Source organism: Burkholderia sp. BCC1972, from assembly GCF_905339605.1.
GTDB lineage: Bacteria > Pseudomonadota > Gammaproteobacteria > Burkholderiales > Burkholderiaceae > Burkholderia.
On sequence record NZ_CAJPGH010000003.1, the window covers coordinates 161,903 to 187,491 of the forward strand.

The 25,589-nt window shown below is 66.1% G+C and carries 19 protein-coding genes; 8 read left to right on the top strand and 11 right to left on the bottom strand.

The genetic code is table 11. From position 1 onward, the window contains the following. Positions 1-43 precede the first annotated feature (43 nt). The 4 genes from fdhE to fdnG form a co-directional block, all read right to left on the bottom strand. A complete protein-coding gene (gene fdhE, locus U5798_RS06435) occupies positions 44-979 on the bottom strand; it encodes a formate dehydrogenase accessory protein FdhE (protein WP_322081580.1) in 936 nt (311 codons plus the stop codon). Between the two features lie 107 nt (positions 980-1,086). Continuing rightward, on the bottom strand, positions 1,087-1,713 hold the full coding sequence (locus tag U5798_RS06440; protein ID WP_034205142.1) for a formate dehydrogenase subunit gamma: 627 nt from the start codon (positions 1,711-1,713) through the stop codon (positions 1,087-1,089). After that, positions 1,710-2,624: a formate dehydrogenase subunit beta gene (gene fdxH / locus U5798_RS06445; RefSeq protein WP_059783956.1), complete on the bottom strand. Its 915-nt coding sequence runs from the start codon at positions 2,622-2,624 to the stop codon at positions 1,710-1,712. The genes U5798_RS06440 and fdxH overlap by 4 nt, the downstream gene beginning before the upstream one ends. Before the next feature lie 10 nt (positions 2,625-2,634). After that, a complete protein-coding gene (gene fdnG, locus U5798_RS06450; protein ID WP_322081581.1) occupies positions 2,635-5,706 on the bottom strand; it encodes a formate dehydrogenase-N subunit alpha in 3,072 nt (1,023 codons plus the stop codon). Positions 5,707-5,848: 142 nt separating this feature from the next. Between fdnG and U5798_RS06455 the strand changes: the two genes are divergently transcribed. From U5798_RS06455 to U5798_RS06465, 3 genes are all read left to right on the top strand, one after another. Next, positions 5,849-6,793 (top strand): YihY/virulence factor BrkB family protein, encoded by a 945-nt coding sequence (locus tag U5798_RS06455; RefSeq protein ID WP_322081582.1) that lies wholly within the window; start codon positions 5,849-5,851, stop codon positions 6,791-6,793. 392 nt (positions 6,794-7,185) lie between these two features. Continuing rightward, positions 7,186-8,343, top strand: coding sequence for a porin (locus U5798_RS06460; RefSeq protein WP_124446668.1), 1,158 nt, complete (start codon positions 7,186-7,188; stop codon positions 8,341-8,343). 383 nt (positions 8,344-8,726) lie between these two features. Then, positions 8,727-9,200 carry a VOC family protein gene (locus U5798_RS06465; RefSeq protein ID WP_322081690.1) on the top strand — a complete coding sequence of 158 codons (474 nt, stop codon included), beginning with the start codon at positions 8,727-8,729 and terminating at the stop codon, positions 9,198-9,200. Positions 9,201-9,263: 63 nt separating this feature from the next. On the opposite strand, the gene U5798_RS06470 is transcribed toward U5798_RS06465, so the two are convergent. Next, positions 9,264-10,055, bottom strand: a complete 792-nt coding sequence (locus U5798_RS06470; RefSeq protein WP_322081583.1) for an AadA family aminoglycoside 3''-O-nucleotidyltransferase — start codon at positions 10,053-10,055, stop codon at positions 9,264-9,266. A gap of 265 nt (positions 10,056-10,320) precedes the next feature. Further along, complete coding sequence (locus U5798_RS06475) at positions 10,321-10,770, bottom strand: HU family DNA-binding protein (protein ID WP_034185832.1); 450 nt, start codon at positions 10,768-10,770, stop codon at positions 10,321-10,323. Positions 10,771-11,324: 554 nt separating this feature from the next. Between U5798_RS06475 and U5798_RS06480 the strand changes: the two genes are divergently transcribed. After that, positions 11,325-12,443 carry an acyltransferase gene (locus tag U5798_RS06480; RefSeq protein WP_322081584.1) on the top strand — a complete coding sequence of 373 codons (1,119 nt, stop codon included), beginning with the start codon at positions 11,325-11,327 and terminating at the stop codon, positions 12,441-12,443. Positions 12,444-12,800: 357 nt separating this feature from the next. On the opposite strand, the gene galU is transcribed toward U5798_RS06480, so the two are convergent. Together galU and U5798_RS06490 are read right to left on the bottom strand one after the other, a co-directional pair. Beyond that, the gene (gene galU / locus U5798_RS06485) at positions 12,801-13,688 is read right to left on the bottom strand and encodes a UTP--glucose-1-phosphate uridylyltransferase GalU (RefSeq protein ID WP_085041520.1); all 888 of its coding nucleotides are present in this window, start codon (positions 13,686-13,688) and stop codon (positions 12,801-12,803) included. Between the two features lie 229 nt (positions 13,689-13,917). Continuing rightward, positions 13,918-14,061, bottom strand: coding sequence for a hypothetical protein (locus tag U5798_RS06490; RefSeq protein ID WP_006479318.1), 144 nt, complete (start codon positions 14,059-14,061; stop codon positions 13,918-13,920). A 217-nt stretch (positions 14,062-14,278) separates the two neighbouring features. On the opposite strand from U5798_RS06490, the gene U5798_RS06495 reads away from it, so the two are divergent. Beyond that, positions 14,279-15,457 (top strand): acyltransferase, encoded by a 1,179-nt coding sequence (locus U5798_RS06495; RefSeq protein WP_322081585.1) that lies wholly within the window; start codon positions 14,279-14,281, stop codon positions 15,455-15,457. A 362-nt stretch (positions 15,458-15,819) separates the two neighbouring features. Here the strand turns inward: U5798_RS06495 and U5798_RS06500 are convergent, their stop codons facing one another. Genes U5798_RS06500 through U5798_RS06510 form a run of 3 tightly spaced genes read right to left on the bottom strand, consistent with a single transcriptional unit; the run spans position 15,820 to position 21,981 of the window. Continuing rightward, positions 15,820-18,285: a glycosyltransferase family 4 protein gene (locus U5798_RS06500; protein WP_322081586.1), complete on the bottom strand. Its 2,466-nt coding sequence runs from the start codon at positions 18,283-18,285 to the stop codon at positions 15,820-15,822. Next, positions 18,282-19,748, bottom strand: coding sequence for a flippase (locus U5798_RS06505; RefSeq protein WP_034185827.1), 1,467 nt, complete (start codon positions 19,746-19,748; stop codon positions 18,282-18,284). The genes U5798_RS06500 and U5798_RS06505 overlap by 4 nt, the downstream gene beginning before the upstream one ends. 40 nt (positions 19,749-19,788) lie before the next feature. Beyond that, entirely contained in the window at positions 19,789-21,981 is a 2,193-nt protein-coding gene (locus U5798_RS06510) for a hypothetical protein (RefSeq protein ID WP_322081691.1), read from the bottom strand. Between the two features lie 493 nt (positions 21,982-22,474). Here U5798_RS06510 and U5798_RS06515 point away from each other — a divergent pair, with 493 nt between their 5' ends. Genes U5798_RS06515 through U5798_RS06525 form a run of 3 tightly spaced genes read left to right on the top strand, consistent with a single transcriptional unit; the run spans position 22,475 to position 25,573 of the window. Then, on the top strand, positions 22,475-23,539 hold the full coding sequence (locus U5798_RS06515) for an acyltransferase (RefSeq protein WP_322081587.1): 1,065 nt from the start codon (positions 22,475-22,477) through the stop codon (positions 23,537-23,539). 35 nt (positions 23,540-23,574) lie between these two features. Then, positions 23,575-24,621 (top strand): GDP-mannose 4,6-dehydratase, encoded by a 1,047-nt coding sequence (gene gmd, locus U5798_RS06520; protein ID WP_322081588.1) that lies wholly within the window; start codon positions 23,575-23,577, stop codon positions 24,619-24,621. Beyond that, positions 24,608-25,573 carry an NAD-dependent epimerase/dehydratase family protein gene (locus U5798_RS06525; RefSeq protein ID WP_322081589.1) on the top strand — a complete coding sequence of 322 codons (966 nt, stop codon included), beginning with the start codon at positions 24,608-24,610 and terminating at the stop codon, positions 25,571-25,573. Before gmd ends, U5798_RS06525 begins: the two co-directional genes overlap by 14 nt. Positions 25,574-25,589 lie beyond the last annotated feature (16 nt).

A 25,589-nucleotide genomic window follows, 5' to 3' on the forward strand; every position in this document is an offset into this window, starting at 1 on the left:
CGGCCGGCGACGGCGCTCGCGCACCGCCACCGGCCCCGTGCCGTCAGTCCGCTTCCCGCGCGACATCCGGCCACAGCAGCGGGTTCGGCGAACTGCGCTGGTAGCCGGCCTCGTTCATCAGCAGGTCGAGCGTGAGACTCGCGAGATCGTCCGCGAGCGGCTCGAACTCGTAGTCCTTGTCCTGATAACCGATCTTGCGATAGGTCTTGCACTCGTCGCACGATTCGGCCTTGACGGCTTCGCTGCCGCCCTCGATCCCGTGATACGCGATGCCCTTCGTGGAATCGCAGTGCGAGCACTTCGTGCGCACCATGTGCCACTCGGTCGTGCACAGCCCGCATTGCAGGAAACGGTAGCCCTGGTACGGGCCGCCGACCCGCACGACGCTCGCGACCGGATGCGTGCCGCACACGGGGCACAGCCCCGGCTGGTCGAGATACGGGACGTCGGTCGGCGTCACGCGGCTCGCGAGATCCGTCCAGGCCACCTGCAGCGCCGCCATCAGGAACGGCGCGGTGGCCGGGTCGACTTCGGCGAAGCGCAGCGCGAGGATCGCGTCGGCCTGCGCATCGAGTTCGGCCGGCGCCATCAGGCGCAGCCGGTCGAGCAGTTTCGCGAGCTGCGGGTTGACGAGCCCGGCGCCTTCGACGCGGTCGAGCAGTTCGTACAGCACGGCGCGCCAGCGCGCATCGCGCTCGCCGTCGAGCGCGGGCACGAGCGGCATCGAATGTTCCTGTGCGCGTGCGATCGCTTCCTGCGACGGCAGCGGCAGCTCCAGCGTCTGCAGCGTCGCGTGCTGCGCGTCGGCGACGGTGGCCATCAGCCGCAGGTAGCCGCTGATCGGGTTCAGGTCGGCAAGCTTGCGCAGCCGCGCGGCGCGCGCAGCGAACGCGGTGGCGCGCTCCGGCAGGCGAAAGCGCGGAATGGCCGAATGATCGAGTGCCGAGATCTCGGTCGGTTCGAGAATGCGTTGTGTCACAAATATATCTTCCAAAAAACCAAGCGCCGACGAATCGGCGCTTTCGGGCGATTCCGGCGGTTGGCGGAACGGCCGCCGCAACTGGCGAGCCGCCCCGCTCCGGTGCGTTATTTCACGCTTTCACGGAACCACTTCGGGTGATGCTTGCGAGCCCAGCCCAGCGTGACGGTGCCACGCACCATCGCGCCGATCGAGCCCTTCACCCACAACGCCGCGTAAATGTGCACGATGATGCTCGCGATCAGCACGAAGGCCGCCACGGCATGCACGACAGCGGCCGCGCGGATCACCCCGATCGGGAAGTAGAACGAGAAGTAGCGCCGCCAGATCACGACTCCCGACAGCAGGAGCAGCAGCAGGCATGCCACCAACGTAAAGAATAGCAGCTTCTGTCCGGCGTTATAGCGCCCGACCGGCGGCAGCTTGTCTTCCTGGTTGGTCAGCACGTCGCCGATCTGCTTCAGCCACTGCCGATCGTCCGCGTCGAGCGCGTTGTGGTGCCAGAAGCGCACCACGAGGATCGCGAACGACACGAACATCACGAGGCCGACGAACGGGTGCAGGATCCGCGTCCACTGGCCGCCGCCGAACAGCGCGGTCAGCCAGAACATCGACGGGTGGAACAGCGCGAGCCCGGACAACGCGAGCAGCACGAACGTGATCGCGGTGATCCAGTGGTTCGTGCGCTCGTTCGGCGTGTAGCGGACGATCAGGTTGGGGTCGTCGTGGCTCATTTCGCGTCCTCCTTGATGCGTCGCGCCTCGTCGCGCGCGGCAGCTTCCTCGTCGTCGGTAACCTCGTTCGGCCCGACCCGCGTGTAGTGGAAGAACCCGGCCAGCGCGGTCAGCGCGAGGCCCGCGACCGCGAGCGGTTTCGCGATCCCCTTCCACAGCTTCACCATCGGGCTGATCGACGGGTTGTCGGGCAGCCCGTGGTACAGCGACGGTTTGTCCGCGTGGTGCAGCACATACATCACGTGCGTGCCGCCGACGCCCTGCGGGTCGTACAGCCCCGCATGCTCGAAGCCGCGCTCCTTCAGGTCCTCGATCCGCTCGGCCGCGTGCTGCTTCATGTCCTCCTTGGTGCCGAACACGATCGCGCCCGTCGGGCAGGTCTTCACGCAGGCCGGTTCCTGGCCGACCGCGACGCGGTCGGAACAGAGCGTGCACTTGTACGCGCGATGATCCTTCTTCGAGATCCGCGGAACGTTGAACGGGCAGCCGGTCACGCAGTAGCCGCAACCGATGCAGTTCTCCTCGTGGAAATCGACGATCCCGTTGTTGTACTGCACGATCGCACCCGGCGACGGACACGCCTTCAGGCAGCCCGGATCCTCGCAGTGCATGCAGCCGTCCTTGCGGATCAGCCACTCGAGGTCGCCCGCCGGGTTCTCGTATTCGGAGAACCGCATGACCGTCCACGAATGCTCGGTCAGGTCGGCCGGGTTGTCGTACACGCCGACGTTGGTGCCGACCTCGTCGCGCAGGTCGTTCCACTCCATGCATGCCGTCTGGCACGCCTTGCAGCCGATGCACTTCGATACGTCGATCAGCTTCGCGACGCTCCCGGTCACCGGTTCGCGCACCGTGGGCGGTGGCGTCGTGGTGGCCGAGACGCGCTTGATATCCAGCGATTGCAATGCCATCTCTTTCCCCTTACGCCTTTTCGACCTTCACCAGGAACGACTTGAATTCCGGTGTGTACGAGTTGCCGTCACCCACGGACGGAGTCAGGGTATTGGCGAGATAGCCGGGCTTCGTCAGCCCCTTGAAGCCCCAGTGCAACGGGACGCCGACCGTCTGGACCTTCTTGCCGTCGATCGTCAGCGGCTTGATCCGCTTCGTGACGAGGGCGACCGCGATGATGTAGCCGCGCTTGGACGACACCTTCACGTGCTCGCCATGCGCGACGCCGACTTCCTTCGCGAGGTCTTCGCCGATCTCGACGAATTGCTCGGGCTGGATGATCGCGTTCAGCCGCGCATGCTTGGTCCAGTAGTGGAAATGCTCGGTCAGCCGGTACGTCGTCGCCACGTGCGGGAACTCCGCCGCCTTGCCGAACGACGCACGGTCGTCCGCGAACACGCGCGCAGCCGGGTTGTTCAGCGCCTGCGGGTTGTTCGGGTGCAGCGGGTTCGCGTCGAGCGGCGTCTCGAACGGCTCGTAGTGCTCGGGGAACGGACCTTCGTTCATCCCCGCACGCGCGAAGAAGCGCGCCACGCCTTCCGGGTTCATGATGAACGGCCCCATCCCGTTTTCGGGCGCTTCGTCCGCCTTGAAGTCCGGCACGTCGGCGCCCTTCCATGCGCTGCCGTTCCAGCCGATCAGCTTGCGGGTCGGGTCGAACGGCTTGCCGGCGACGTCGCACGACGCGCGGTTGTACAGGATCCGCCGGTTCGCCGGCCACGCCCACGCCCAGTTCAGCGTCTGGCCGATGCCGGTCGGGTCGGAGTTGTCGCGCCGCCCCATCTGGTTGCCGGCCTGCGTCCACGCACCGCAGAAGATCCAGCAGCCGCTCGCGGTCGTGCCGTCGTCCTTGAGCTGCGCGAACGCGGCGAGCTGCTCGCCCTTCTTCACGAGCGTCTTGGCCGGGTCCTTCGGGTCGGGCAGATCGGCGAGCGCACGCCCGTTGAACTCCATTGCCAGCTCTTCGGGCGTCGGGCTTTCCGGGTTCGCGTACGGCCACGTCAGGTTCACGATCGGGTCCGGATACTTGCCGCCGTCCGCCTGGTACATCTTGCGCATGCGCAGGAACAGCCCCGACATGATCTCGAGATCGCTCTTCGCCTCGCCCGGCGGCTCCGCGCCCTTCCAGTGCCACTGCAACACGCGGCTCGAACTCACGAGCGAACCGTTTTCCTCCGCGAAGCACGTGGTCGGCAGACGGAACACCTCGGTCTGGATCTTCGACGCGTCGACGTCGTTGTAGTCGCCGTGATGCTTCCAGAACTCGGACGTCTCGGTCGCGAGCGGATCCATGATCACGAGCCACTTCAGCTTCGCGAGGCCGGCCGCCGTCTTCACCTTCGACGGCGCCGCCGCCAGCGGGTTGAAGCCCTGGCAGATGTAGCCGTTCATCTTGCCGGCATTCATCAGCTCGATCACCTGCAGCAGGTCGTACTGCTTGTCCAGCTTCGGCAGGTAGTCGTAGCCCCAGTTGTTCTCGGCGGTCGCCGCATCGCCCCACCACGACTTCATGAAGCTGACGTGGAACGCCTTGTAGTTCTTCCAGTAGCTCAACTGGTTCGGCCGCAGCGGCAGCTGCACGCGCTTCTTGATGTAAGCGTCGAAATCCTGCTCGGACTGCATCGGCAGCGTCATGTAGCCCGGCAGCAGGTTCGACATCAGCCCGAGGTCGGTCAACCCCTGGATGTTCGAGTGCCCGCGCAGCGCGTTCATCCCGCCGCCGGCGATGCCGATGTTGCCGAGCAGCAGCTGCACCATCGCGCCGGTGCGGATGATCTGCGCGCCGGTCGAGTGGTGGGTCCAGCCGAGCGCATACAGCACCGTGCCGGCACGGCCGGGAACGGCCGTGGTCGCGAGCATCTCGCACACCTTCAGGAATTTCTCCTTCGGCGTGCCGCACGTCTGCTGGACCATGTCCGGCGTATAGCGCGCGTAGTGCTGCTTCAGCAGGTTGTAAACACAGCGCGGATGCTGCAGCGTCGGGTCGACCTTCACGAAGCCGTCGTCGCCGCGCTCGTAGTCCCAGCTCGATTTGTCCGGATACGCGTGCTTCTCCTCGTCATAGCCGGAATAGATGCCGTCGTTGAACGCGAAATCCTCGCGCACGATGAACGAGAAGTCCGTGTAGTTCTTCACGTACTCGTGCTGGATCTTGTCGTTCGTCAGCAGATAGTTGATGACGCCGCCCAGGAAGACGATGTCGGTGCCGGTGCGGATCGGCGCGTAGTAATCGGCCACCGAGGCCGTACGCGTAAAGCGCGGGTCGACGACGATCAGCCGCGCCTTGCGGTGCGCCTTCGCCTCCGTTACCCACTTGAAACCGCACGGATGGGCCTCGGCTGCATTGCCGCCCATCACGAGAATCACGTCCGCGTTCTTGATGTCGACCCAATGGTTCGTCATCGCTCCACGGCCAAACGTCGGGGCAAGACCTGCCACCGTCGGGCCATGTCAGACACGCGCCTGATTGTCGAATGCGAGCATCCCGAGACTGCGGATGGTCTTGTGCGTCAGGTAGCCGACTTCGTTGCTGCCGGCCGACGCGGCCAGCATGCCGGTCGTGAGCCAGCGGTTGACCTTCGAGCCGTCCTCGGCCGTCTCGACGAAGTTCGCGTCGCGGTCGGCCTTCATCAGCTTCGCGATGCGGTCGAGCGCGTCGTTCCACGAAATCGGTTCCCACTTGTCCGAGCCGGGCGCACGATACTCGGGGTGCGTCAGGCGGTTCGGGCTGTGGATGAAGTCGATCAGGCTCGCGCCCTTCGGGCACAGCGTGCCGCGATTGACGGGATGGTCGGGATCGCCCTCGATGTGGATGATGCTCGGCTGCGCGTTCTTCGCGCCGTCTCCGAGGCTGTACATCAGGATGCCGCAACCCACTGAACAGTAAGGACAGGTGTTGCGCGTTTCGACTGTGCGCGCCAGTTTGTACTGTCGGACCTCGGCCAGCGCTTCGGAAGGAGAAAAGCCCATCAGGGCAAGACTCGATCCGGCAAGCGACGTGGCCGTCACCTTCAGGAACTGGCGCCGGGACATTTGTAGCATGGCTGGTCTCGGCGTTATTGTGGGGGTGAGGAAACTGAAAGGAATTATAGACAGTTCGCGCAACTATGTTCGAATCCTCGGATCAATACCGAATTGTCTGATTACCCACGATGATCCGCGTTCCGCGCGCAACCGACCCGTCATGAAACGACAGATCACTTCCGAAGCAACCCGCCTTGCCCAGCAACAGGCCAACTGGGCCCTCACCGCGTTCAAGCGCTTCTCGGCCGACCGCTGCTCCGCGATGGCCGCCGGCATCGCATTTTTCTCCGCGTTCTCGCTCGCGCCGATGCTCGTGATGGTGATCGCGGTGGCCGGCTGGTTCTACGGCGACGATGCCGCGCGCGGCCAGGTATTCGAGCAGGCGCACCAGCTGATCGGCGACGACGCGGCGGCCAGCATCCAGACGATCGTGCAGAACGCGCACCGCGCGGGCCAGCGCGGCGGCCTCGCCACGCTGATCTCGTTCGCCGCGCTCGCGATCGGCGCATCGGCCACGTTCGCGTCGCTCAGCGCCGCACTCAGCGTGATCTGGCCGGCCACCGAGAACCGCTGGTCAAGCATGCTCGGGCTCGTGCGCGTGCGGCTGATCTCGTTCGGGCTCGTGCTCGGCGTCGCATTCCTGCTGATCGTGTCGCTCGTGCTCGACACCGCGATCACTTTCGTCGGCACCTGGCTGCTCGGCAATTCGCCGTACGTGATCGTCACGAACCTCGTGCAGTTCTTCGTCGGCATCGCGGTGCTCGCGGCTGCGTTCGCATCGCTGATGAAGTTCCTGCCCGACGCGCGTGTCGCGTGGCGCGACGCCGCGATCGGCGGCATCGTGTCCGCGATCCTGTTCTCCGGCGGCAAGAAGCTGTTCGCGCTGTACCTCGCGCATGCGGGCACGGCCAGCGCATTCGGCGCGGCCGGATCGTTCGCGGTCCTGTTGATGTGGCTGTACTTCTCCGCGATCGTGCTGCTGCTCGGCGCGGAGTTCGCGGCGGCGCGCGGCAATGCGCACCGGCCGGCCGGCACCGCGCCGGCTGCATCCGTACAACCCCAACCTCGGCCCGGTCCGGGCAACGACCGCACGCGCGGCGACTGATTTACCCCGCCGCAAGCCCCCGCACATCCGCCCGCCCCTTTGCCGCCACGCTGTCCGCCGCGCGTTTGCGCGGCGTTGACATGCATCTTGCATGCCTGCGCGTACGTAGCTGCAATCGCAAACGTTTGCACGACTCCGTTTCCGCACCAGAACCCGGCAAAACAGGCGACCTGCCGCATTGCGCGTCAACTTCTGAAACAATCGCATCGCAGCAATTGTCAACTATTTCAAAAACCGGAACAGTCGTTGATGTGCTTGATATATATGGACTTTTTCCCGCTGTTACCTTTTCGAGACACTTTATTTTTTAAGCTTTCTTGCGTCGATGGCACTGAGCTATTCTCCAATCCGCAACAAATAACGATGAATCACTTGCGTGGAGAAACTCAACGATGAAGAAACTTGCTCTCTCGACCCTCTCGCTCGCCCTGCTGGGCGCCGCTGGCGCTGCACACGCTCAATCGAGCGTGACGCTGTACGGCGTGATCGATACGTCGATTGCCTGGGTGCACGGCAATGACGGCCAGGCCAACAACTCGTGGCAAATGCTGTCGGGCAACCTGCAAGGCAGCCGCTTCGGCCTGAAGGGCGCAGAGGACCTCGGCGGTGGCCTGAAGGCAATCTTCCAGTTGGAAAACGGTTTTGATCCGGGCACCGGCCGACTGGGCCAAGGCGGCCGCATGTTCGGTCGTCAGGCATTCGTCGGCCTCGAAAGCGCCCAGTACGGCACGCTGACGCTCGGCCGCCAGTACGACCCGATCGTCGACCTGGTCCAGGCAGTCACGGCTGACAACTACTTCGGCAGCACGTTCGCCACGCCGGGTGACGTCGACAACAACGACAACAGCCTGCGCGTCAGCAACGCAATCAAGTACACGTCGCCGGTGATCGCCGGTTTCCAGGCTGAAGGCATGTACGCCCTCGGCGGCGTCGCAGGCAAGACGGGCGCAGGCCAGACGTGGTCGGTCGCAGCTGCCTACAACAACGGCCCGGTCGGCGTTGCAGCTGGCTACTTCTACGCGAACAACCCGACGCCGACGGCTGCTGGCATCCGCTCGGGCTGGGGTTCGACGACGTCGGACAACATCATCGACGGCCCGATCAACTCGGGTTACGTGACGGCGAAGTCGATCGCGATCGCACAGGTTGCAGGTCAGTACGCAATCGGCCCGGTCACCGTCGGCCTCGGCTACAGCAACGCGCAATACAAGCCGGACGCATCGTCGGGCTTCGGTTCGACCGAGAAGTACAACACGGGCCGCGGCTTCGTGACGTATCAAGTCACGCCGCCGCTGCTGCTGGGCCTCGGCTACTCGTACACGAAGTCGAGCGGCGACACGACCGCGAAGTACCACCAGGTTTCGCTGGGCGCGGACTACTCGCTGTCGAAGCGCACGGACGTCTACCTGGTCGGCGCATACCAGCACGCAAGCGGCACGCAGCTCGTCGACGGCGTTCAGCAGAACGCGCAAGCTTCGATCGGCTCGTACGGCTACGCCGGCAAGAGCTCGGCCGAACTGGTCGCTCTCGGCCTGCGCCACAAGTTCTAAGAAGTACGTTTCCGGCGTGCACGGCGTCTCCGACGCCTTGCCGCCGACCTGGAAAGCCAGTCCCGGTTTCGGCCGCGACTGGCTTTTTTTCGTCCGTCTCCCGCGTGCCGGCAGCGCCTGCACGGGCCGGCACCGCGAACCCGAGCCCGATGCACGCCGACCGGCTGGCATCGGCACCTGGCGACCGCAAAGCGCCGGAAACAGCATTTGCGGTGCGCCGGTCGCCATCCGTCCGCCGAGCGATTACCATCCGCACTGCCGGCGCCGGGTCCTCCGGTGCGACGGCCATGTGCCGGCGCGTGTCGATTTCGGCAACCGTCATCCGTCGTATCGATGGCGGCACGCGGTTCGCGCGTCGCCCCAAAACACACAGGAGATTCGCCATGACGATTCAGAAGATCACGCCTTTTCTCTGGTATTCGACCGAAGCCGAAGAAGCAGCGGCCTTCTATGCAGGCATCTTTCCAGATTCGCGCATCGTGCGCGTCACGGCCGTACCCGGCACCGACGGCACGCGGATGGTCGAGTTCGAGCTGTTCGGGCAACCGTTCTTCGCAATGAGCCACCCGCGCACGGAGACGTTCAACCACACGATCTCGCTGCTGGTCAGTTGCGCCGACCAGGCGGAACTCGACCGCTACTGGAACGCCCTGCTCGACAACGGCGGCACGGCCGACGCCTGCGGCTGGCTGAGGGATCGCTACGGCGTGTCGTGGCAGATCGTCCCGGAAGCGCTCATCCCGATGATGGCCGACCGCGACCCGGTCAAGGCAGCGCGCGTGGCCGCGGCGATGATGCAGATGGTCAAGTTGGATGACGCCGTACTGAAGGCTGCCTTTGCGGGCACGACGAGCTGACGATGCACGTCGCGCCGCGGCGCATGCATGACCGTGCGCCGGTCACGCGCCAGGCATCTGCCGCTATACCCGCAGCATCGATTCGACGGTTCGTCGCGCGTAGCCGATGAAGGCGGCGAGCGGTTCGCCGGACAGGATGGCCGCGCCCGCGTCGTCGTCGAGATAGGCGTCGCGCGCGGCTGCCACCACCGGTCGATACGCATCCGGCAGGCGCGCCAGCACCCATGCGGCTGCGACGTCCTTGGGCGCGATCGAACCGGTCGCGGCGCTGTACCAGATGCGCGCGAGCGCGAGCACCACGTTGCACTCGTCGCCGCGCCAGTCCGGCTCGCCATTCCATTGCGCAACGGTATCGAGCAGCGCGGCGACGAAATCGCGCGCGGGCACCGGCTCGAACAGCGCGGCCGCGGATGGCCCGACCAGCGCGATGCTGTGCTGCCGCGCCTTCGTCAACAGGATGGCCAGATCGTGATCGACGCGCGGCGGTTCGACGATGCCGGCGTCGAGATCGCGGCGCAACCACTCGCCGAACTGCAGTTCGCGCCGCGCAGGATGACGCCACGGCACCACGTCGTCGTGCGCGACGACGGTGACTTCCAGTGCGCGCATGCCGCCTGCGCTATCAGGCGGCGCCGACACGGCGAGCAGATCGCGCATCAACACATGCCGCACCGCTTCGCCGGGTCGCGTCGTCACCGTCACCAGCAGGTCGATGTCGCTGCGCGGCTTCAATCCGCCGTCGAGCGCCGATCCGAACAGGTGGATGGCTTCCAGCGTGGCGCCGGGATGCCGCTCGATCGTCGTGCGCGCGGCGGCCACCTGAGCGGCGATGCCGACGGGAATGCAATCCGTCACGATGCGCTCGCAACAGGTCCGGCGAGAACGATCCGCGCGCGCCGAAACATCCGGCGGCGCGAACGAGGGCTGCCGTTCGGCAACGCGCGTGCGCGACACGTCATTCGCTTCACGGCACGCGTCGAGCCGGACATCGCCTACGCTGCAGCGCTTCGCTGCCGCGCGATTTGCGCAGCGCAATAAAAATCCCCGCACGCTTTCGCGTACGGGGATCGCAGGACTCCGCAACGGCTGCCGACATGCATTCGGCAGTCGTTGCGCGGCATTACGCTGCCGCGTCCTTCAGCTTCTTCAGCGCACGTGCCTTCACGCGCACGCTGGCCGGCTTCGCCGGGAACCAACGCTCTTCGCCCGAGAACGGATCCTTGCCGAAGCGCTTCTTCTTCGCCGGCACGACTTGTGCCGTGATCTTCAGCAGACCCGGCAGCGTGAATTCGCCTGCGCCCTTCTTGTGGACCGAGCCCAGCACGACGTTCTCGAGAGCGGCGAGCACTGCCTTGACCGCCTTCACTTCGACAGCTGCGCGCTCAGCGATGTGCGTTGCGAGCGATGCCTTCGTGAACTTGTCCTTCAGCGGCGTCGGAGCAGCCGGTGCTGCCTTCGCGACAGCCTTCTTGGCCACTACTTTCTTCGCGGGCGCAGCCTTTTTGGCAGCCACTTTCTTGGTGGCCGGTGCGGCAGCCTTCTTGGCCACCTTTTTTGCGGAAGTCGCCATGTTTCTCCTACCAGGTGTGGTCGTTGGATACACGAAGCGTGCAACGCGCGCGCTTCAACGCCGGATTCTACAAGCGCCTTGACGCTTCGTGCAGTACTTTTATGCGTTTTCGCGGGGTTTCCCGCAGGTTTTGTTGCGCGCGACCGACTTCATCGGCGCATGAGGGCCTGTTTACGCATGGAACGCACATGCGTTGCCACGAGAACGGCCGCTCGCAAGGCGCGCGACGCTGTGAATACCGGACGTATTCGCAAGGAGCGCAACGCAGCGAGCGGCCGTTCTCGTGGCAACCCCAAATTTTAAAAATACATTCCACGGGAATGCCCGAAATCGCCCGCATGGCGGCGTCGCTCGTCGCTTGTTTGGCTCGGCCAAACGGCGCTCCTCACTCCTTGCCCTGCGAGCGATTTCGGGCATTCGCATGTGCGTTCCATGCGTAAACAGGCCCTCACATCGAAAAACGCCTTCACGTATACGTCCAAACGAGCCCGAACGTGAATTACGTTCGATATTTGCGCACCTATACTGGGCTCGCTCAATGCCCGGATGCCTCCATGCGCGAAGCCAGATACGTCAAAGGACTCGACGGCCTGCGAGCCCTCGCCGTCATCCTCGTTTTCCTGTCCCACAAGGGCCACGTCCTTGCCGTCGACGTCGGCAAGCTTGGTGTGTGGACGTTTTTCCTCATCAGCGGATTCCTGATCGTCGGCGAACTGCATCGCAATCGCCAGGCCGTCGAGTGCGGCACCATGACACGCCGTCACGCGTTCGCGCTGTTCCTCGCGAAGCGCGCGCTGCGGATCTTTCCCGTGTACTACCTGCTGCTCGCCGCGCTCGCGATCGCGCATGCGCTGTTCTACCAGCGCGGCGTCAATCTCGGGCTCGCGTGGCACGCGGTGTTCCTGTCGAATTACTGGATCGGTGTCGTCAAGGACGGCTGGCCAGGCTCCACGTCGCACTTCTGGAGCCTCGCGGTTGAACAGCAGTTCTATCTGATCGCCCCGCTCGCGCTGCTCGCGGTGCCTGCCGCGCGACACGTCGCGCTCGGCCTCGCGGCCGTCGCGCTGTGCGCGGTCGCGCATCTCGCGCTCTATCTGTCCGATGCGTCGCCGGTGCTGATCTACGCGTTTTCCCCGTGGAATTTCGCACTGATCGCGCTCGGCGGCGTCGGTGCGATGGCGCTCGCGGATCGCGGCGCGTCCGCCGTACGCCGCGTTCCGCCCGGCTGGGTCGGCGCGGCAGGCGTCGTGTTCTTCCTTGCACTGCCCGCGTGCACGGCGTTGCCCGACGCGGTCGCGGGGCTCGCGGATCTCGGCCTGTCCGCATCGCTCGGCGCGCTGATGCTGTGGATCGTCAGCGAACCCGAACATCCGGTCGTCGCGCTGCTCGACTGGGGGCCGCTCGTGTATCTCGGCACGATCAGCTACGGCTTCTACCTGTTCCACAACCTGATTCCGACGCGCTTCGGCGTGCTGCCCGCATCCTTCGCGCACGTGCCGATACCGGAATTCGTCCGCGAAGCGCTGCCCGAGATGCTGCAATTCGCGCTCGCCGTGCTGCTTGCGCACCTGTCCTGGCGCTACCTCGAAAAACGGCTGCTCGACTTCAAGAAGCCGATCGCCACGATGCTGGCCCGGCACTTCGCCGCGCAGCCGAGCACGTCGCCGCGCTGAACGTCACGCAGAAGCGCCCCCGATCCGACGGAAAGGCAACGCGCAACGCCCATTTCGCGCTGCTCGACGAGCGGCGCGACTTCATCGCTCGGCACCGAGCTGCCCGGCGCCGGCACGCAAGTCACCTGCATCACGCCGACGAAACCGCCGAAACATGAGTCCGGGCCGGCGCGTCGGCACCGGTTTCAGGCACGACACCCGCCTCGCCCACATCGCGCCCGACGCCCGAATCCGCCACGACACACCGGCGGCGCGCACCACGATCGCGCACGCCGCAGATGCAAAAAAGCCCCGGCGCCTGAGCGGCCGGGGCCAACGGAACAACCACCACCTGAAACAACGAAGCGCGCAGCGCGTTTATGCGACAGCAGCCAGCGCGGGCAAGCAGGTACGCAGGTATGCCTCGAATTCGCGGGCCACTTCCGGATGCTGGAGCGCGAGTTCGACAGTTGCCTTGAGATAGCCGATCTTGCTGCCGCAGTCGAAGCGCGTGCCGAAGTAGCGATACGCGAGCACCTGCTCGTTCGCGAGCAGCGACTGGACCGCATCGGTCAGCTGCAGCTCGCCGCCGGCGCCCGGCTTGAGCTTGCGCAGATGATCGAAGATCGTCGGCATGAACACGTAGCGGCCGACCACGCCGAGATTCGACGGCGCATCCTCGGGCGCCGGCTTCTCGATGATGCCCGACAGCTTGATGACGTCCTCTTCCCATTCGCGGCCTTCGACGACGCCGTACGAGCGGCTGTCCTCGCGCGCGATCGTCTCGACGCCGATCACCGAGCTGTGATAGTGGTCGAACACGTCGACGAGCTGCTTGAGCACCGGCTGTTCGCCGTGCAACAGGTCGTCGGCGAGGATCACCGCGAACGGCTCGCCGTGCACGAGCTTCTCCGCGCACAGCACCGCATGGCCGAGGCCGAGCGCTTCCGGCTGGCGCACGTAGAAGCAGTTGACGTTGCTCGGCTTGATGCCGCGCACGAGTTCCAGCAGCTTTTCCTTGCCGCGCGCCTCGAGTTCGGCCTCGATCTCGTACGACTTGTCGAAGTGATCCTCGATCGCGCGCTTGCTGCGCCCGGTGACGAAGATCATCTCGGTGATACCGGCGTTGATCGCTTCCTCGACCGCGTACTGAATCAGCGGCTTGTCGACGACGGGCAACATCTCCTTCGGGCTCGCCTTCGTTGCCGGGAGGAACCGCGTGCCGAGTCCGGCAACGGGGAACACGGCCTTGGTGACTTTCAACATGTTCGCATCCTGATTGCGTTGACTGCGCCGCGTCGACCAGCGACCCGGCGCGATTGTGTTCCGAACGGCATATCGAGAATCGACGGTACTGCCAATTCCACTCCGCTCACTATCGATATGGACGATTGCCCAATTATTCCGAAAAAAATATAATCCCTTCCATTCGGTCGATATTGCCGGACCGAGTGCCAAGGCAGAAACAAATTACCGATTTTCCGGATACAAATTCTTACGATTCGAATTCCTCGATATAGGGCACGCCGCCCCGTTCGAGACCCGGGCGAATCGGTTCGTTCTTCAGCGCCTCGCGGTACGCCGACAACACGGCCATGACCAGCAGTACTGCTGCGCTCGCGATCCAATGCATGTCCATCTTGCCGCTCCTTTGCATCAATCAACTGGAGCTTCAAACTATCAGAAAAAAATCGGCAAATAATTGAAGCGCCGGCGGAACCGCTTTCAGACCGCGACACAACCATCATGTGGAATACCGTTATTTCCGGGCGAGATTTTTTTATTCATTGATCGAATTCTTGCGCATTACGATTGGATGAAACTTCCCCTCCATCCGTCGCAAGGAATCGAATCGCATGCAAGCTTTCAGCGGATCGTCTCTGACCGCGCCGCCGGCCGCCGATCACAAGGAACACGTGATCGACGCGATGCGCGGCTTCGCGGCGCTGCTCGTCGCCTACTTCCACTGCCGGCAGGTCGTCTGGGTCGGCATGCAGAGCTTCCATCAGGCTTACGGCCATGCCCTGAACCCGGGCGTGATCGCCGGCTACCTGACCTTCCCGTTCGCGTGGGGCTCCGCCGGCGTGCCGATCTTCTTCGTGATCAGCGGCTACTGCATCCATCGCAACGCGGCGCTCAAGCTCGCGGCCAACCCCGCGTACCGGCTCGACGCGCCGAACTTCTGGATACGCCGGTTCGCGCGCATCTACCCGGTGCTGCTCGCCGCGCTGCTGTTCACGCTCGCGCTCGACTCCGTCAGCCTGCAGATCGAGCCCGTCAGCCACAAGATCCGCGACGTCGGCGTCCTCGCGTTCCTCGTGAACCTGTTCTCGCTCCAAGGCGTGGCCGGCTATACGTACGGGTCGAACGGCGCGCTGTGGACGCTGTCGCTCGAGGTGCAGTTCTACGCGATCTACCCGCTGCTGTTCGCGCTGCGCCGGCGCATCGGCATGCCGGCCGTCGTGGCCGCGATTGCGATCGTCAACGTCGCGTCGGCATGGTTGCTCGAACGACACGACCTGCAGTTCTTCACGTCGTACTGGCTGTCCTGGACGATCGGCGCGTGGATCGCCGACGTGCGTGCGCAGCAGGCGCGCGGCGCGGCCGCCCCCGTGCCGTCGCGTGCGTGGTACGTGGCGGCCGCCGTGCTGCTGGCCGCCGGCTGCGGCGCGTTCCATTTCGGCCAGTACGGTGCATTCCAGCTGTGGTCGGCCGGCTTCGCGTGCTTCCTGTACCGCGCGCTCGCCCGCCCGCCGCGCCCGACGCCGCCGCTGCGCGTGCTGAGCTGGTTCGGCGACTTCAGCTACTCGCTGTACCTCGTCCACCTGCCGCTGTTCGTCTGCCTCGGCTCGGTGCTGTTCCACTCCGAACTGCAACTGTCGATCTGGCCGTCGTTCGCGTTCATGGCCGTCGCGATCCCGATCGCGTACCTGTTCTACCGGATGTTCGAACGGCCGGCGATGATGTGGTCGGCCAGCTTCAAGCCGACGCGCCCGGCCCGCGTCGTCGCGCCGGCGCCCGAACAGGCCGCCTGACGCGGTTGGCAGGATGTCGAAGCCCCCGTGCGGCGTGTCGCCGTGCGGGGGCTTTTGCATGGCCGGCACGCGGTTGCATGCCGGATGGCACGGATGGGCAGCCCGCTGCCGTCCGGCCGCGCCACGGCACGTGTGGGGCCGTCCATGGCCGGTTTCCGCCACGCGACTGCCCCCGCGCGGGTTGCCGCTTCACGATCGCCATCGAAACGCGATCAGACGATCTCGCACCTCGCCCCCTCCCGCACCTCGCAAGCCCCCCGCCCGCCACGCGTCCGCCGAACCAGACTCCCCGAAAAGCAAAGCCCCCACGCAGCGCAACGCCGCATGAGGGCCCGTTTCCCGCCGGCGCACGCCGGCTGCGGCTACCGCTTCTTCGCCTTCGCGGCTTTCGCCGTATCCGAGAGGATCTTCTCGACGCGCTCCACATAGGTCTCGGTGCCGAACCGGCGCACCGCCGTCGCGCGTCCGCTCGCGACGAGCCGCGCGCGCAGCGCACCGTCACGCTTCAGCCTGTCGAGCGCGCCGGCCAGCGCGGTCGCGTCGCCCGGCTCGCAGAGCAGCCCGTTGTCGCCGTCCTCGATGATCTCGACGACGCCGCCCGCGCGGGCCGCGACGACCGGCCGGCGCGCGAGCATCCCTTCGACGATCACGCGCCCGAACGGCTCCGGCGTGATCGACGTATGCGCGACGACGTCGACCGCCGTCATGCAGGCGGCCACGTCGCGCTGGAAGCCGAGGAAATGCACGCGCTCGTCCATCCCGTGCCGCGCGACGTATTCGTGCAGCTGCGCCGCGTATTCGTCCTCGCCGAACAACGGCGCGCCGACCAGCACCACGTGCATGTCGGGATGCCGTGCGGCGGCTTCCAGCAGCACGTGCTGCCCCTTCCAGCGCGCGAGCCGGCTGAACGAACCCACGAGCCATGCGTTCTCGGGCAACCCGAGGCGCGTGCGCAGCGCGGCCTGGCTGACGCCTTCCAGCGCGTCGAACGGCTCGGCCGAAATCCCGTTGAACACGACGTCGACGTGCTGCGGCGTGAAGCCCGTCAGCGTGCGGAACGCCTGCGCGGATGCGTCGGAGTTCGCGATCACGCGCGTGACGCCGAGCCGCGAGCAGTACTTGATCGCCAGCAACTGCTTGCTGCCGAAATGGTCGGTGCTGACGATGTCGCGCAGGTGCCAGACGACCGGCTTGCGCGCGAGCCGCCCGGCCAGCGCGGCGACCACCATCGCGCGCTGCGTGTTCGCGTAGATCACTTCGGCACGGCGTGCGCGGCGCGCGACATCGCGCACCAGCCGCACGAGCTGCTTCACCGCGCCGAGCGACACGCCGCCCTGCTTGCGCACGCCCGCGAGCGCACCCTGGTCGACCACGTCGACGCGCGCGCCGATCTCGTCGAGCGCCGCGCGGAACGGGCCGTCGTCGAACAGCAGCACGTCGGCGTTCGCGCGCATGTGCTTCATGATCTCGAGCAGCGACAGCTCGGCGCCGCCGAGCACGCCGCTCTGATCGAGCACGAGCGTCGCCGGGCTGCGCGCGGCCGGCATCGGCGCGATCGCCGTGCCGCGCTGCGCCGTCGAGCCGGGCAGCGCTTCCTCTACATAGTCGAGGAAGCGCCGCCGGAACGTATCGGCGGAAAACCGCTCCGCGTTCGTGCGGCAGGCGGCCGGCGTGAAGCGCTGCGGCGCGCGCTCGAAATCGTCGACGGCCGCGACGATCGCGTGCGGCGTCTGTTCGTCGAAGAACAGCCCGGTCGGGTTCAGGTCCGATTGCGGGTCGAGCACGGTTTCGAGCGCGCCGCCCTTGCCGTACGCGATCACCGGCGTGCCGCACGCCTGCGCCTCGACGACCGAGATCCCGAAATCCTCCTCGGCCGCAAACACGAACGCCTTCGCGCGCCGCATCCGGTCGTGCAGCACCGCGAACGGCTGGTAGCCCATGATCTCGACGTTCGGGCCGGCCTTCGCGCGGATCTTCTGCATCTCCGGGCCGTCGCCGATCACGACGAGCTTGCGCTCGGGCGTGCGCGAGAAGGCTTCGACGATCAGGTCGATCTTCTTGTACGGCACCATCCGCGACGCGGTCAGGTAGAAATCGTCCTTCTCGGCGTTCAGCGAAAATGCGTCGACGTCGACCGGCGGGAAGATCACCGCCGCGTCGCGGTGGTAGACCTTCTTGATGCGCCGCGCGATGAACGCGGAGTTGGCAACGAAGCCGTCCACCGCGTTCGCGGTGCGCGTGTCCCAGTTGCGGATGTAATGCAGGATCATCCGCGCGAGCAGCGATTTCGGCCCGTGCGTGAGGTTCGACTGTTCCAGATACTGGTGCTGCAGGTCCCACGCATAGCGGATCGGCGAATGCACGTAGCTGATGTGCACCTGGTCCGGCCCCGTCAGTACGCCCTTCGCGACCGCGTGGCTGCTCGAGATCACGAGGTCGTACTCGGACACGTCGAGCTGCTCGATCGCGAGCGGCATCAGCGGCAGGTAGCTGCGGTATTTGGTGCGCGCGAACGGCAGCTTCTGGATGAATGACGTCGTCACCGGCTTGCCGCGCACGAACGCGCGGTCGTCGAGGAAATCGACGAGGCTGAACAGGTCGGCGTCGGGAAAGCACGCGACGATCTGTTCGAGCACGCGCTCGGCGCCCGCATAGGTGACGAGCCAGTCGTGGACGATCGCCACGCGCAGCGCGCGGGACGGCTGCCGCGCGCTGGCGCGCTCGGCCGGCACCGCGCGGTGCAGCGCGGCGGCGTCGCCCGCGTGGGCCACGGCGGCATCGGCCGTGGCGAGATTCAGGACGGCGTGTTCCGCCAGATCGCGATTCATACGGTTTTCCTCGCATTGAGACGGACAAACAGGTCGCGCACGAGTGCGCGCAGCCCCGGCGTCATCGTGAGCGACCACGCGACGTTCAGCACCAGCACGACCGCGCACATGCCGATCGACTCGCCGAGCCCCGGCCAGGCCTGCGCCAGGAACAGGCTCGCCAGCAGGAACGCGAGGTGCGCGAGCATGTCGAGCACGATCGCGCGCATCCGGATCGCCGACAGGTACAGCAGCACGCCGTAGTCGACGAGCGCGCGCGCCGCGACGACCACCGCCGCGCCGATCAGCCCGAAGTGATGAATGCCGAACCACAGGCCGCCGACGAAGAACGGCATCTCGACGAGCCCGGCGAATGCCGCGCGGGCCGGATTGACCTGCGACTGGATCAGGATCCGCGTCACGCTCGCCTGGCCGACGAGCCACACGCTGATCACCAGCACGCGGCCGACCGGCGCCGAATGCGCGGCGAGATCGGCGCCGACCCACAGCGTGAGGAACGGCGCGAGCGCGAAGATCGCGACGATGCCGACCGGCGTGAACACGCCGTTCAGGAATTCGAGCGACTGCCGCGCGAGCGTGTCGGCGTGATCGCGACCCACCGCCGACAGGCGCGGAAACAGCGTGCGCACGAGCGCGTTCGGCAGCATGTTCAGGCGCGTGACGAGGTTCTGCGGCACCGTGTAGTAGGTGACGAACTTCGCGCCCATGCCGGCGCCGAGCATCACGCGATCGAGCGTGTCGGCGATCATGCTCGTCGTGCTCGCGATCAGCATCCAGCCGCCGAAGTTGAACAGCCCTTTCGCGGTGCCCCACTGCGGCGGATCGATGCGCCGGATCCCGAGCACCTTGATGCTGGCCTGGCCGAGCATCACCGCCGCGATCAGGCGCGCGACGACGGCCGCCGCGAGCACCGTCTGCAGGTTCGGCGCGATCCACCACGCGGCGCCGAGCGGCAGAAGCTGGAACAGGAACGTACCGATCGTCTGGTTCGTGTTGAACACGCCGAACCGTTCGGCGCCGTTGATCGCGCCGGCGAACACCCACGACACGTTCGCGAGCGGAATCGCGAGCGCGAGCCACGGCAGCGCGAGATACACCTCGTGCTGCATCGCGGCCGAGACCTTCGTGAAGTACGCGGTGTAGACGAACGCGCCGAAATAGATCAGCAGCCCGCCGACGATGCCGGTGCCGAGATTCAGCCAGAACGCGCTCCAGAACACGCGTGCGCTTTCGTCGGCGTTGCCGCTCGCGAGCGCCTTCGAGATGTGGTTCTGCGCGGCCATGCTCATTCCGAGATCGAGGATCCCGAAATAGCCGATCAGCGTCCACACGAGGCTGACGACGCCATAACGCTCGACGCCGAGCGCGTGGATATAGGCGGGCACCGTCACCAGCGACACGAAGGTCGGCAGGATCAGCCCGATGAAGTTGATCGAAACGTTCTTTAGAATGCCTTTGTCCATGCTCATGCCTTGAGTGACAGCGACGACGGCGCGCCGCCCGTCACGGTTTCCAGCGATACATCAGCACCTTGCCGCGCGCGTCTTCCTCGACGAACACGAGGTATTCGCCGTTCTCGCGCCGGAATGCGCTGATGCCGAACGGCACGTCGACCCAGCCGGATGCCTTGCCGACCTCGGTGCCCGGGCTCATCACGCCCACTTCCTTGCCGGTGTCCTTGTCGTACACGTGGATCTTGCCGACCGGCTCCACGGTGAAGATGTAGCGGCCCTCGACCGTGATCCCGATCAGGTCCAGGATCGGCTTCGCATCGAGCTGCCACGGCAGCGCCACCTGGTAGCGCACGACCGGCGAGCCCGTCGACCACTTGTCGAAGCGGATCAGCACGCGCCCCACTTCCTTGTTGATACCCGGCTGCGGCGGCGCGTCGGCCGTGTAGCCGGTCACGTACAGCGTGTCGGTCTGCGGCTCGTAGATCGCGCGGCGCAGCTGCGTGAACGGCTGCGGCATCGGATAGGTCGTGACCTTGTCGTACGAGTAGATCGGGTTGCCGGCCTTGTCGACGCCGCCGTACTGGAAGCGGTGGATGCCGCGCACGTCGCTGGTACGCCAGATGTCGCCCTTCGTGTCGACCCACCAGCCCCAGCCGCCCGCCTTCGCCTTGCCCGTCGTGTTGATCTCGGACTCGTCGGCATCGATCCGGCCGTTGCCGTTCGCGTCGCGCCACAGCCAGTCGCCGCCAGGCGGCTTGTTCGGCACCTTGTCGACCGGCCGAGCGCGGCCCGCGATCAGGCCCGACGGAATCGCGACCTCGCCGTCGCGCTTCGCGTCGAAGCGGTAGATCTTGAGGTGATCGGCATACATGTCGGTCAGGTACAGGAACGTACGGCCGTCGACGCGCCGCGCGATCGGCATGCCCGGATACTGGTCCGTGTGGAACACGGGATCGTCCGGATACTTGAAGCGATTCGACAGGAAGCCGACGTACTTCCAGTCCTGGCCCGGCGGCTTCGACAGGTCGAGCTCGAAGCGCTTGTTGCCCGTGTACACGCTGTTCGGCCGTGCGGGGTCGAGCCACGCGCCGTCGACGAACAGCAGCCCCTGCACCTGCCAGCGCGGCTTGCCGTCCGGCGTGTAGCTTTCGAGCACCGCGCCGAGCCCGGCGCCGATCGTGTCGTGGCGCGGCCCGATGCCGTTCATCGACACATAGATGTTGCCCGCGCGGTCGACGCCGACGCCCGTCAGCCCGTTGAAGCGCTGCGGCCCGGGACGCCCTGGCACGGGGCCCGCGAAGATGCCGCCGCGCTCGCCGAACGTGCCCGACTGCGCATAACCCTTGCCGCCTTTCGAGAAAATCAGGATCTGCTGGCGCGGCCCGTTGTCCGCGACGAGCACGCGCCCCTTCGCGTCGACGGCCACGTCCACCGCGTCGGTGCCTTCCGGCAGCGCGGGCGCATCGTCGAGCTTGCGGCCGTCGGCACGCACGTGCACGAGATGCGCGGGCCCGCCCAGCGTATCGGTCAGCAGCCACAGCGTGCCGTCGCCGGCGAGCGCGATGCGGCCCGGCTCGTGCGCGCTCCACGTGCCCTTCTGCTGCATCGTCTCGGCGTCGTAGACATTCACGACGTCGTGCGACGGATTCGTCGCGAACAGCGTCTTGTCATCCACCGCGAGGCCGCCCACTTCCGCCTTCGCCTCGCCCACTTCCGAGCGCGCGGGGGCCGGCACCTCGTTCATCATCATGAAGCTCGCGGCCATCCGCGCGCGGCCGGCATCGGCGCGCCCGCCCGGCGCGACCTGCGGCGACGCGCGAAACGGCGCGGGCTGCTTCATGTCGCCGATCGTGCGCCGCGAGATGCCGAACCACTGCTTGCCCTTGTCCGGCCAGATGCCGGGCGATTGCAGGTGGCCGCGCTCGTTGCCGACGCCGATCGCGACATACGCGTACTTGCTGTTCACGGCGATCGCGTTGCCGCCGAGGTTGCCCCAGCCGTGCGTGCCGCCGGCGAAGCCGAGCATCTTCCCGTCCTGGTAGACGCTCGCCTCGGCCCCGCTCTCGTCCCACGGCGCGTTCGTATACACCTTGCCTTCAGGCGTCACCGCAATCGCGCGGATGTCGATCTGCGTCCAGCTGCCGTCGCCATAGCCGAACGTGTTGCCGATCCACGACGTCGTCGCGGGCAACACCGTTTCGGCCGGCGCTGCGCTCGCCAGCAGCGCCGCGCTTACCGTCATGCCTACCAGAATCAGACGTCGCAATGCGCTTCTCCAGACTTGATGCATCAGCGGCCGGCGCTGCCGCGGACTGCCGCCGGCGCACCCTGTCGCTAAATGGGTTTCAAACGTCGCGATGCAGGTTACAAGCAAAAATAATCACAAGAAATTTGGAAATATTTGGGGATGTTTCTGCCTGAAATATCGAACCGGAACAGGCGATAAATCGCATCCGGAAACGGCAATAACGACCGCATTGCGCCCGCCATCACGTAGAAAATGCCGCTCCGCGCCGCCTGTCGCGGCGGTCCGGGCGCCAAGCTTTCATCTCTCGACCGGATTAATCGGCATTCGAATGTTTTCCGTCGGATAAACGGACGCGCGTTTTTTTGCCGATTTCTTTTCCCTAGAATCGATTTCGACTCGATATTTCATTCAAAGGCATGCATTACGTTCACGCATCGGATGTGCGACACGGCGCGGCACCGGCCGTGCGTCGCAAAGGAGCGGCGCGATGACGGGCATCTCGCGACCCGCCGACCTGACCCCGCCGCACCACGGCCGCATCGTGCAGCTCGACGGGCTGCGCGCGATCGCGGTGGGCGCCGTGTTCCTGCAGCACGCGCTGAAAGCGCCGCTGTGGATGGGCGTCGACCTGTTCTTCGTGCTGAGCGGGCTGCTGATCACCGGCATCCTGCTCGATCGCAAGGCGCGCGGGCAGTCGTACTTCAGCCATTTCTATGCGCGCCGCGTACGCCGCATCCTGCCGCCGTACGTGCTGCTGCTGGTGGTGTCGACGCTCCTGTTCGGCGCGAGCTGGCTGCCGCACTGGCCGTGGTTCGCATTTTTCTCGACCAACATCGGGCTGTCGCTCGGCAGCATCGGCCATGACAGCCTGAACGTGCTGTGGTCGCTCGCGGTCGAGGAGCAGTTTTATATCTTCTGGCCGTTCGTCGTGCTGTGGTGCTCGGAGCGCGCGCTGCTGTGGATCGCCGCCGCGCTGGTCGTCGCCGCACCCGTGCTGCGCGCGATCGCGACGCCGTGGTTCGATTCGTTCTGGCCGATCTACTACCTGACGCCGTTCCGGATGGACCTGCTCGCGGCCGGCGCGGTGCTCGCGATCGTGCTGCGCCGCGACCGGCGCGCGCTGGAGCCGTTCTATCCGCTCGCGATCGTCGGTGCACTCGTGGCGCTCGCGATCCTCGGCTGGCTGCACCTGTCGTTCCCGCGCTTCCGCGCCGCGAACACGCCGCTGTCGAATGCAGCGCTCTACAGCATCTCGCTGCTGCTGTGCACGTCGATCGTCGTGATCGCGTTGCGCGGCCGCGGCCTCGTGCAACGTGTACTGACCAACCCGATGCTCGTCTACGTCGGTACCGTCAGCTACACCGTGTACCTGATCCACCTGAGCGTGCTGTATGCGCTCTGGCCGCTGCACCTGAACCGCTTCGTCACGGCTGCGCTCGCGCTGACGATCACGCTCGCGTACGCAACCCTGAGCTGGTACGGCTTCGAACGGCGCCTGACGCGCGGCCCCGCGCGCCGCGCGCTGCCGGCCGCCGCCGGCACGACCGCCTGAATTTCACCATCCATCGTTTCTACCAGGACAACGCCATGAGCCAAACTCGCAAGAAGGCCATCATCACCGGGATTTCGGGGCAGGACGGTGCGTACCTGACCAAGCTGCTGCTCGACAAGGGCTACGAGGTCACCGGCACCTACCGCCGCACCAGCTCGGTGAATTTTTGGCGCATCGCCGAGCTCGGCGTCGACACGCACCCGAACCTCACGCTCGTCGAGCACGACCTGACCGACGCCGGCTCGAGCCTGCGCCTGCTCGAACGCACGCAACCCGACGAGCTGTACAACCTCGCCGCGCAGAGCTTCGTCGGCGTGTCGTTCGACCAGCCGGCGACGACCGCCGAAGTGACCGGCATCGGCCCGCTGAACCTGCTCGAGGCGATCCGCGTCGTGAGCCCGAAGACGCGTTTCTACCAGGCATCGACGTCGGAGATGTTCGGCAAGGTGCAGGCCATTCCGCAAACCGAGACGACCGCGTTCTATCCGCGCAGCCCGTACGGCGTCGCGAAGCTGTACGCGCACTGGATGACCGTGAACTACCGCGAGTCGTACGGCCTGTTCGGCAGCAGCGGCATCCTGTTCAACCATGAGTCGCCGCTGCGCGGCCGCGAGTTCGTCACGCGCAAGATCACCGACACGATCGCGAAGATCAAGCTCGGCAAGGCGACGCGCCTCGAGCTCGGCAACCTCGACGCAAAGCGCGACTGGGGCTTTGCACTCGAATACGTCGAAGGGATGTGGCGCATGCTGCAGGCCGACGAGCCCGACACCTACGTGCTGGCGACCAACCGCACCGAGACCGTGCGCGACTTCGTCCGGATGGCGTTCGCGGCGGCCGGCTACCAGATCGAATGGTCCGGCAAGGGCGAACAGGAGCGCGGCCTCGACGCAGCGACCGGCAACGTGCTCGTCGAAGTGAACCCGAAGTTCTACCGCCCTGCCGAGGTCGACCTGCTGATCGGCTGCGCGGACAAGGCGAAAAGCAAACTCGGCTGGGCACCCAAGACGACGCTCGAACAACTTTGCCAGATGATGGTCGAAGCGGATTTGACGCGGAACCAACACCATGACACGTTCTGAAAGCGGACGCCCGTCGCGCCGTGCGTTCGTCACGGGCCTGACGGGCTTCACGGGCCGCTACATGGCCGAACGCCTGCAGGCGGCCGGCTATGACGTCTGGGGTACGATCGCGCCCGGCGCGCCGCGCCCCGACGATCCGGCGTTCGCGCACTGCACGCTGCTGCCGGTCGACCTGCTCGACGCAGAGGCGATGCGCGCGGCGGCGGCCGATGCACGGCCCGATGCGGTCGTGCATCTCGCCGCGCGCGCGCATGTCGCACAGGATGAGCCGTCGCGAACTTACGCGGTCAACATCTCCGGTACGCGCAACCTGCTGGCCGCACTCGCGGGCCTCGACCGCCGCCCGTCGGCCGTGCTGCTGGCCAGCAGTGCGAACATCTACGGCAACTCGACGGCCGGCGTGCTCGACGAAACCGTCGCACCGGCCCCGGCGAACGACTACGCGGTCAGCAAGCTCGCGATGGAATACGCGGCGAAGCTGTGGGCCGACCGGCTGCCGATCGTGATCGCGCGACCGTTCAACTACACGGGTGTCGGCCAGAGCGACGCGTACCTGCTGCCGAAGCTCGTCGCGCACTACGCGCGCAACGCGCCGCGGATCTCGCTCGGCAACCTCGACGTGAGCCGCGATTTCTCCGACGTGCGCGACGTGACGGCCGCCTATCTGAAGCTGGTCGAAGCCGCACCGGCTGGCGAGACGTTCAACGTCTGCTCGGAGCGCGCGTATTCGCTGAAGGAAGTGCTGGCGATGCTGTCGCGCATCGCCGGTTACGTGATCGACGTGACGATCGATCCGCGCTTCGTGCGGCACAACGAGGTGAAGAGCCTGAGCGGGTCGCGCGACAAGCTGCGGCGCGCGGTGGGCGAATTGCCCGTCACGCCGCTCGATGAAACGCTGCGGTGGATGGTCGACGCGATGCGCGCCGCGCCGCCGCCCGGGCACGCCGGCTGAACCGGGCGACGCCACG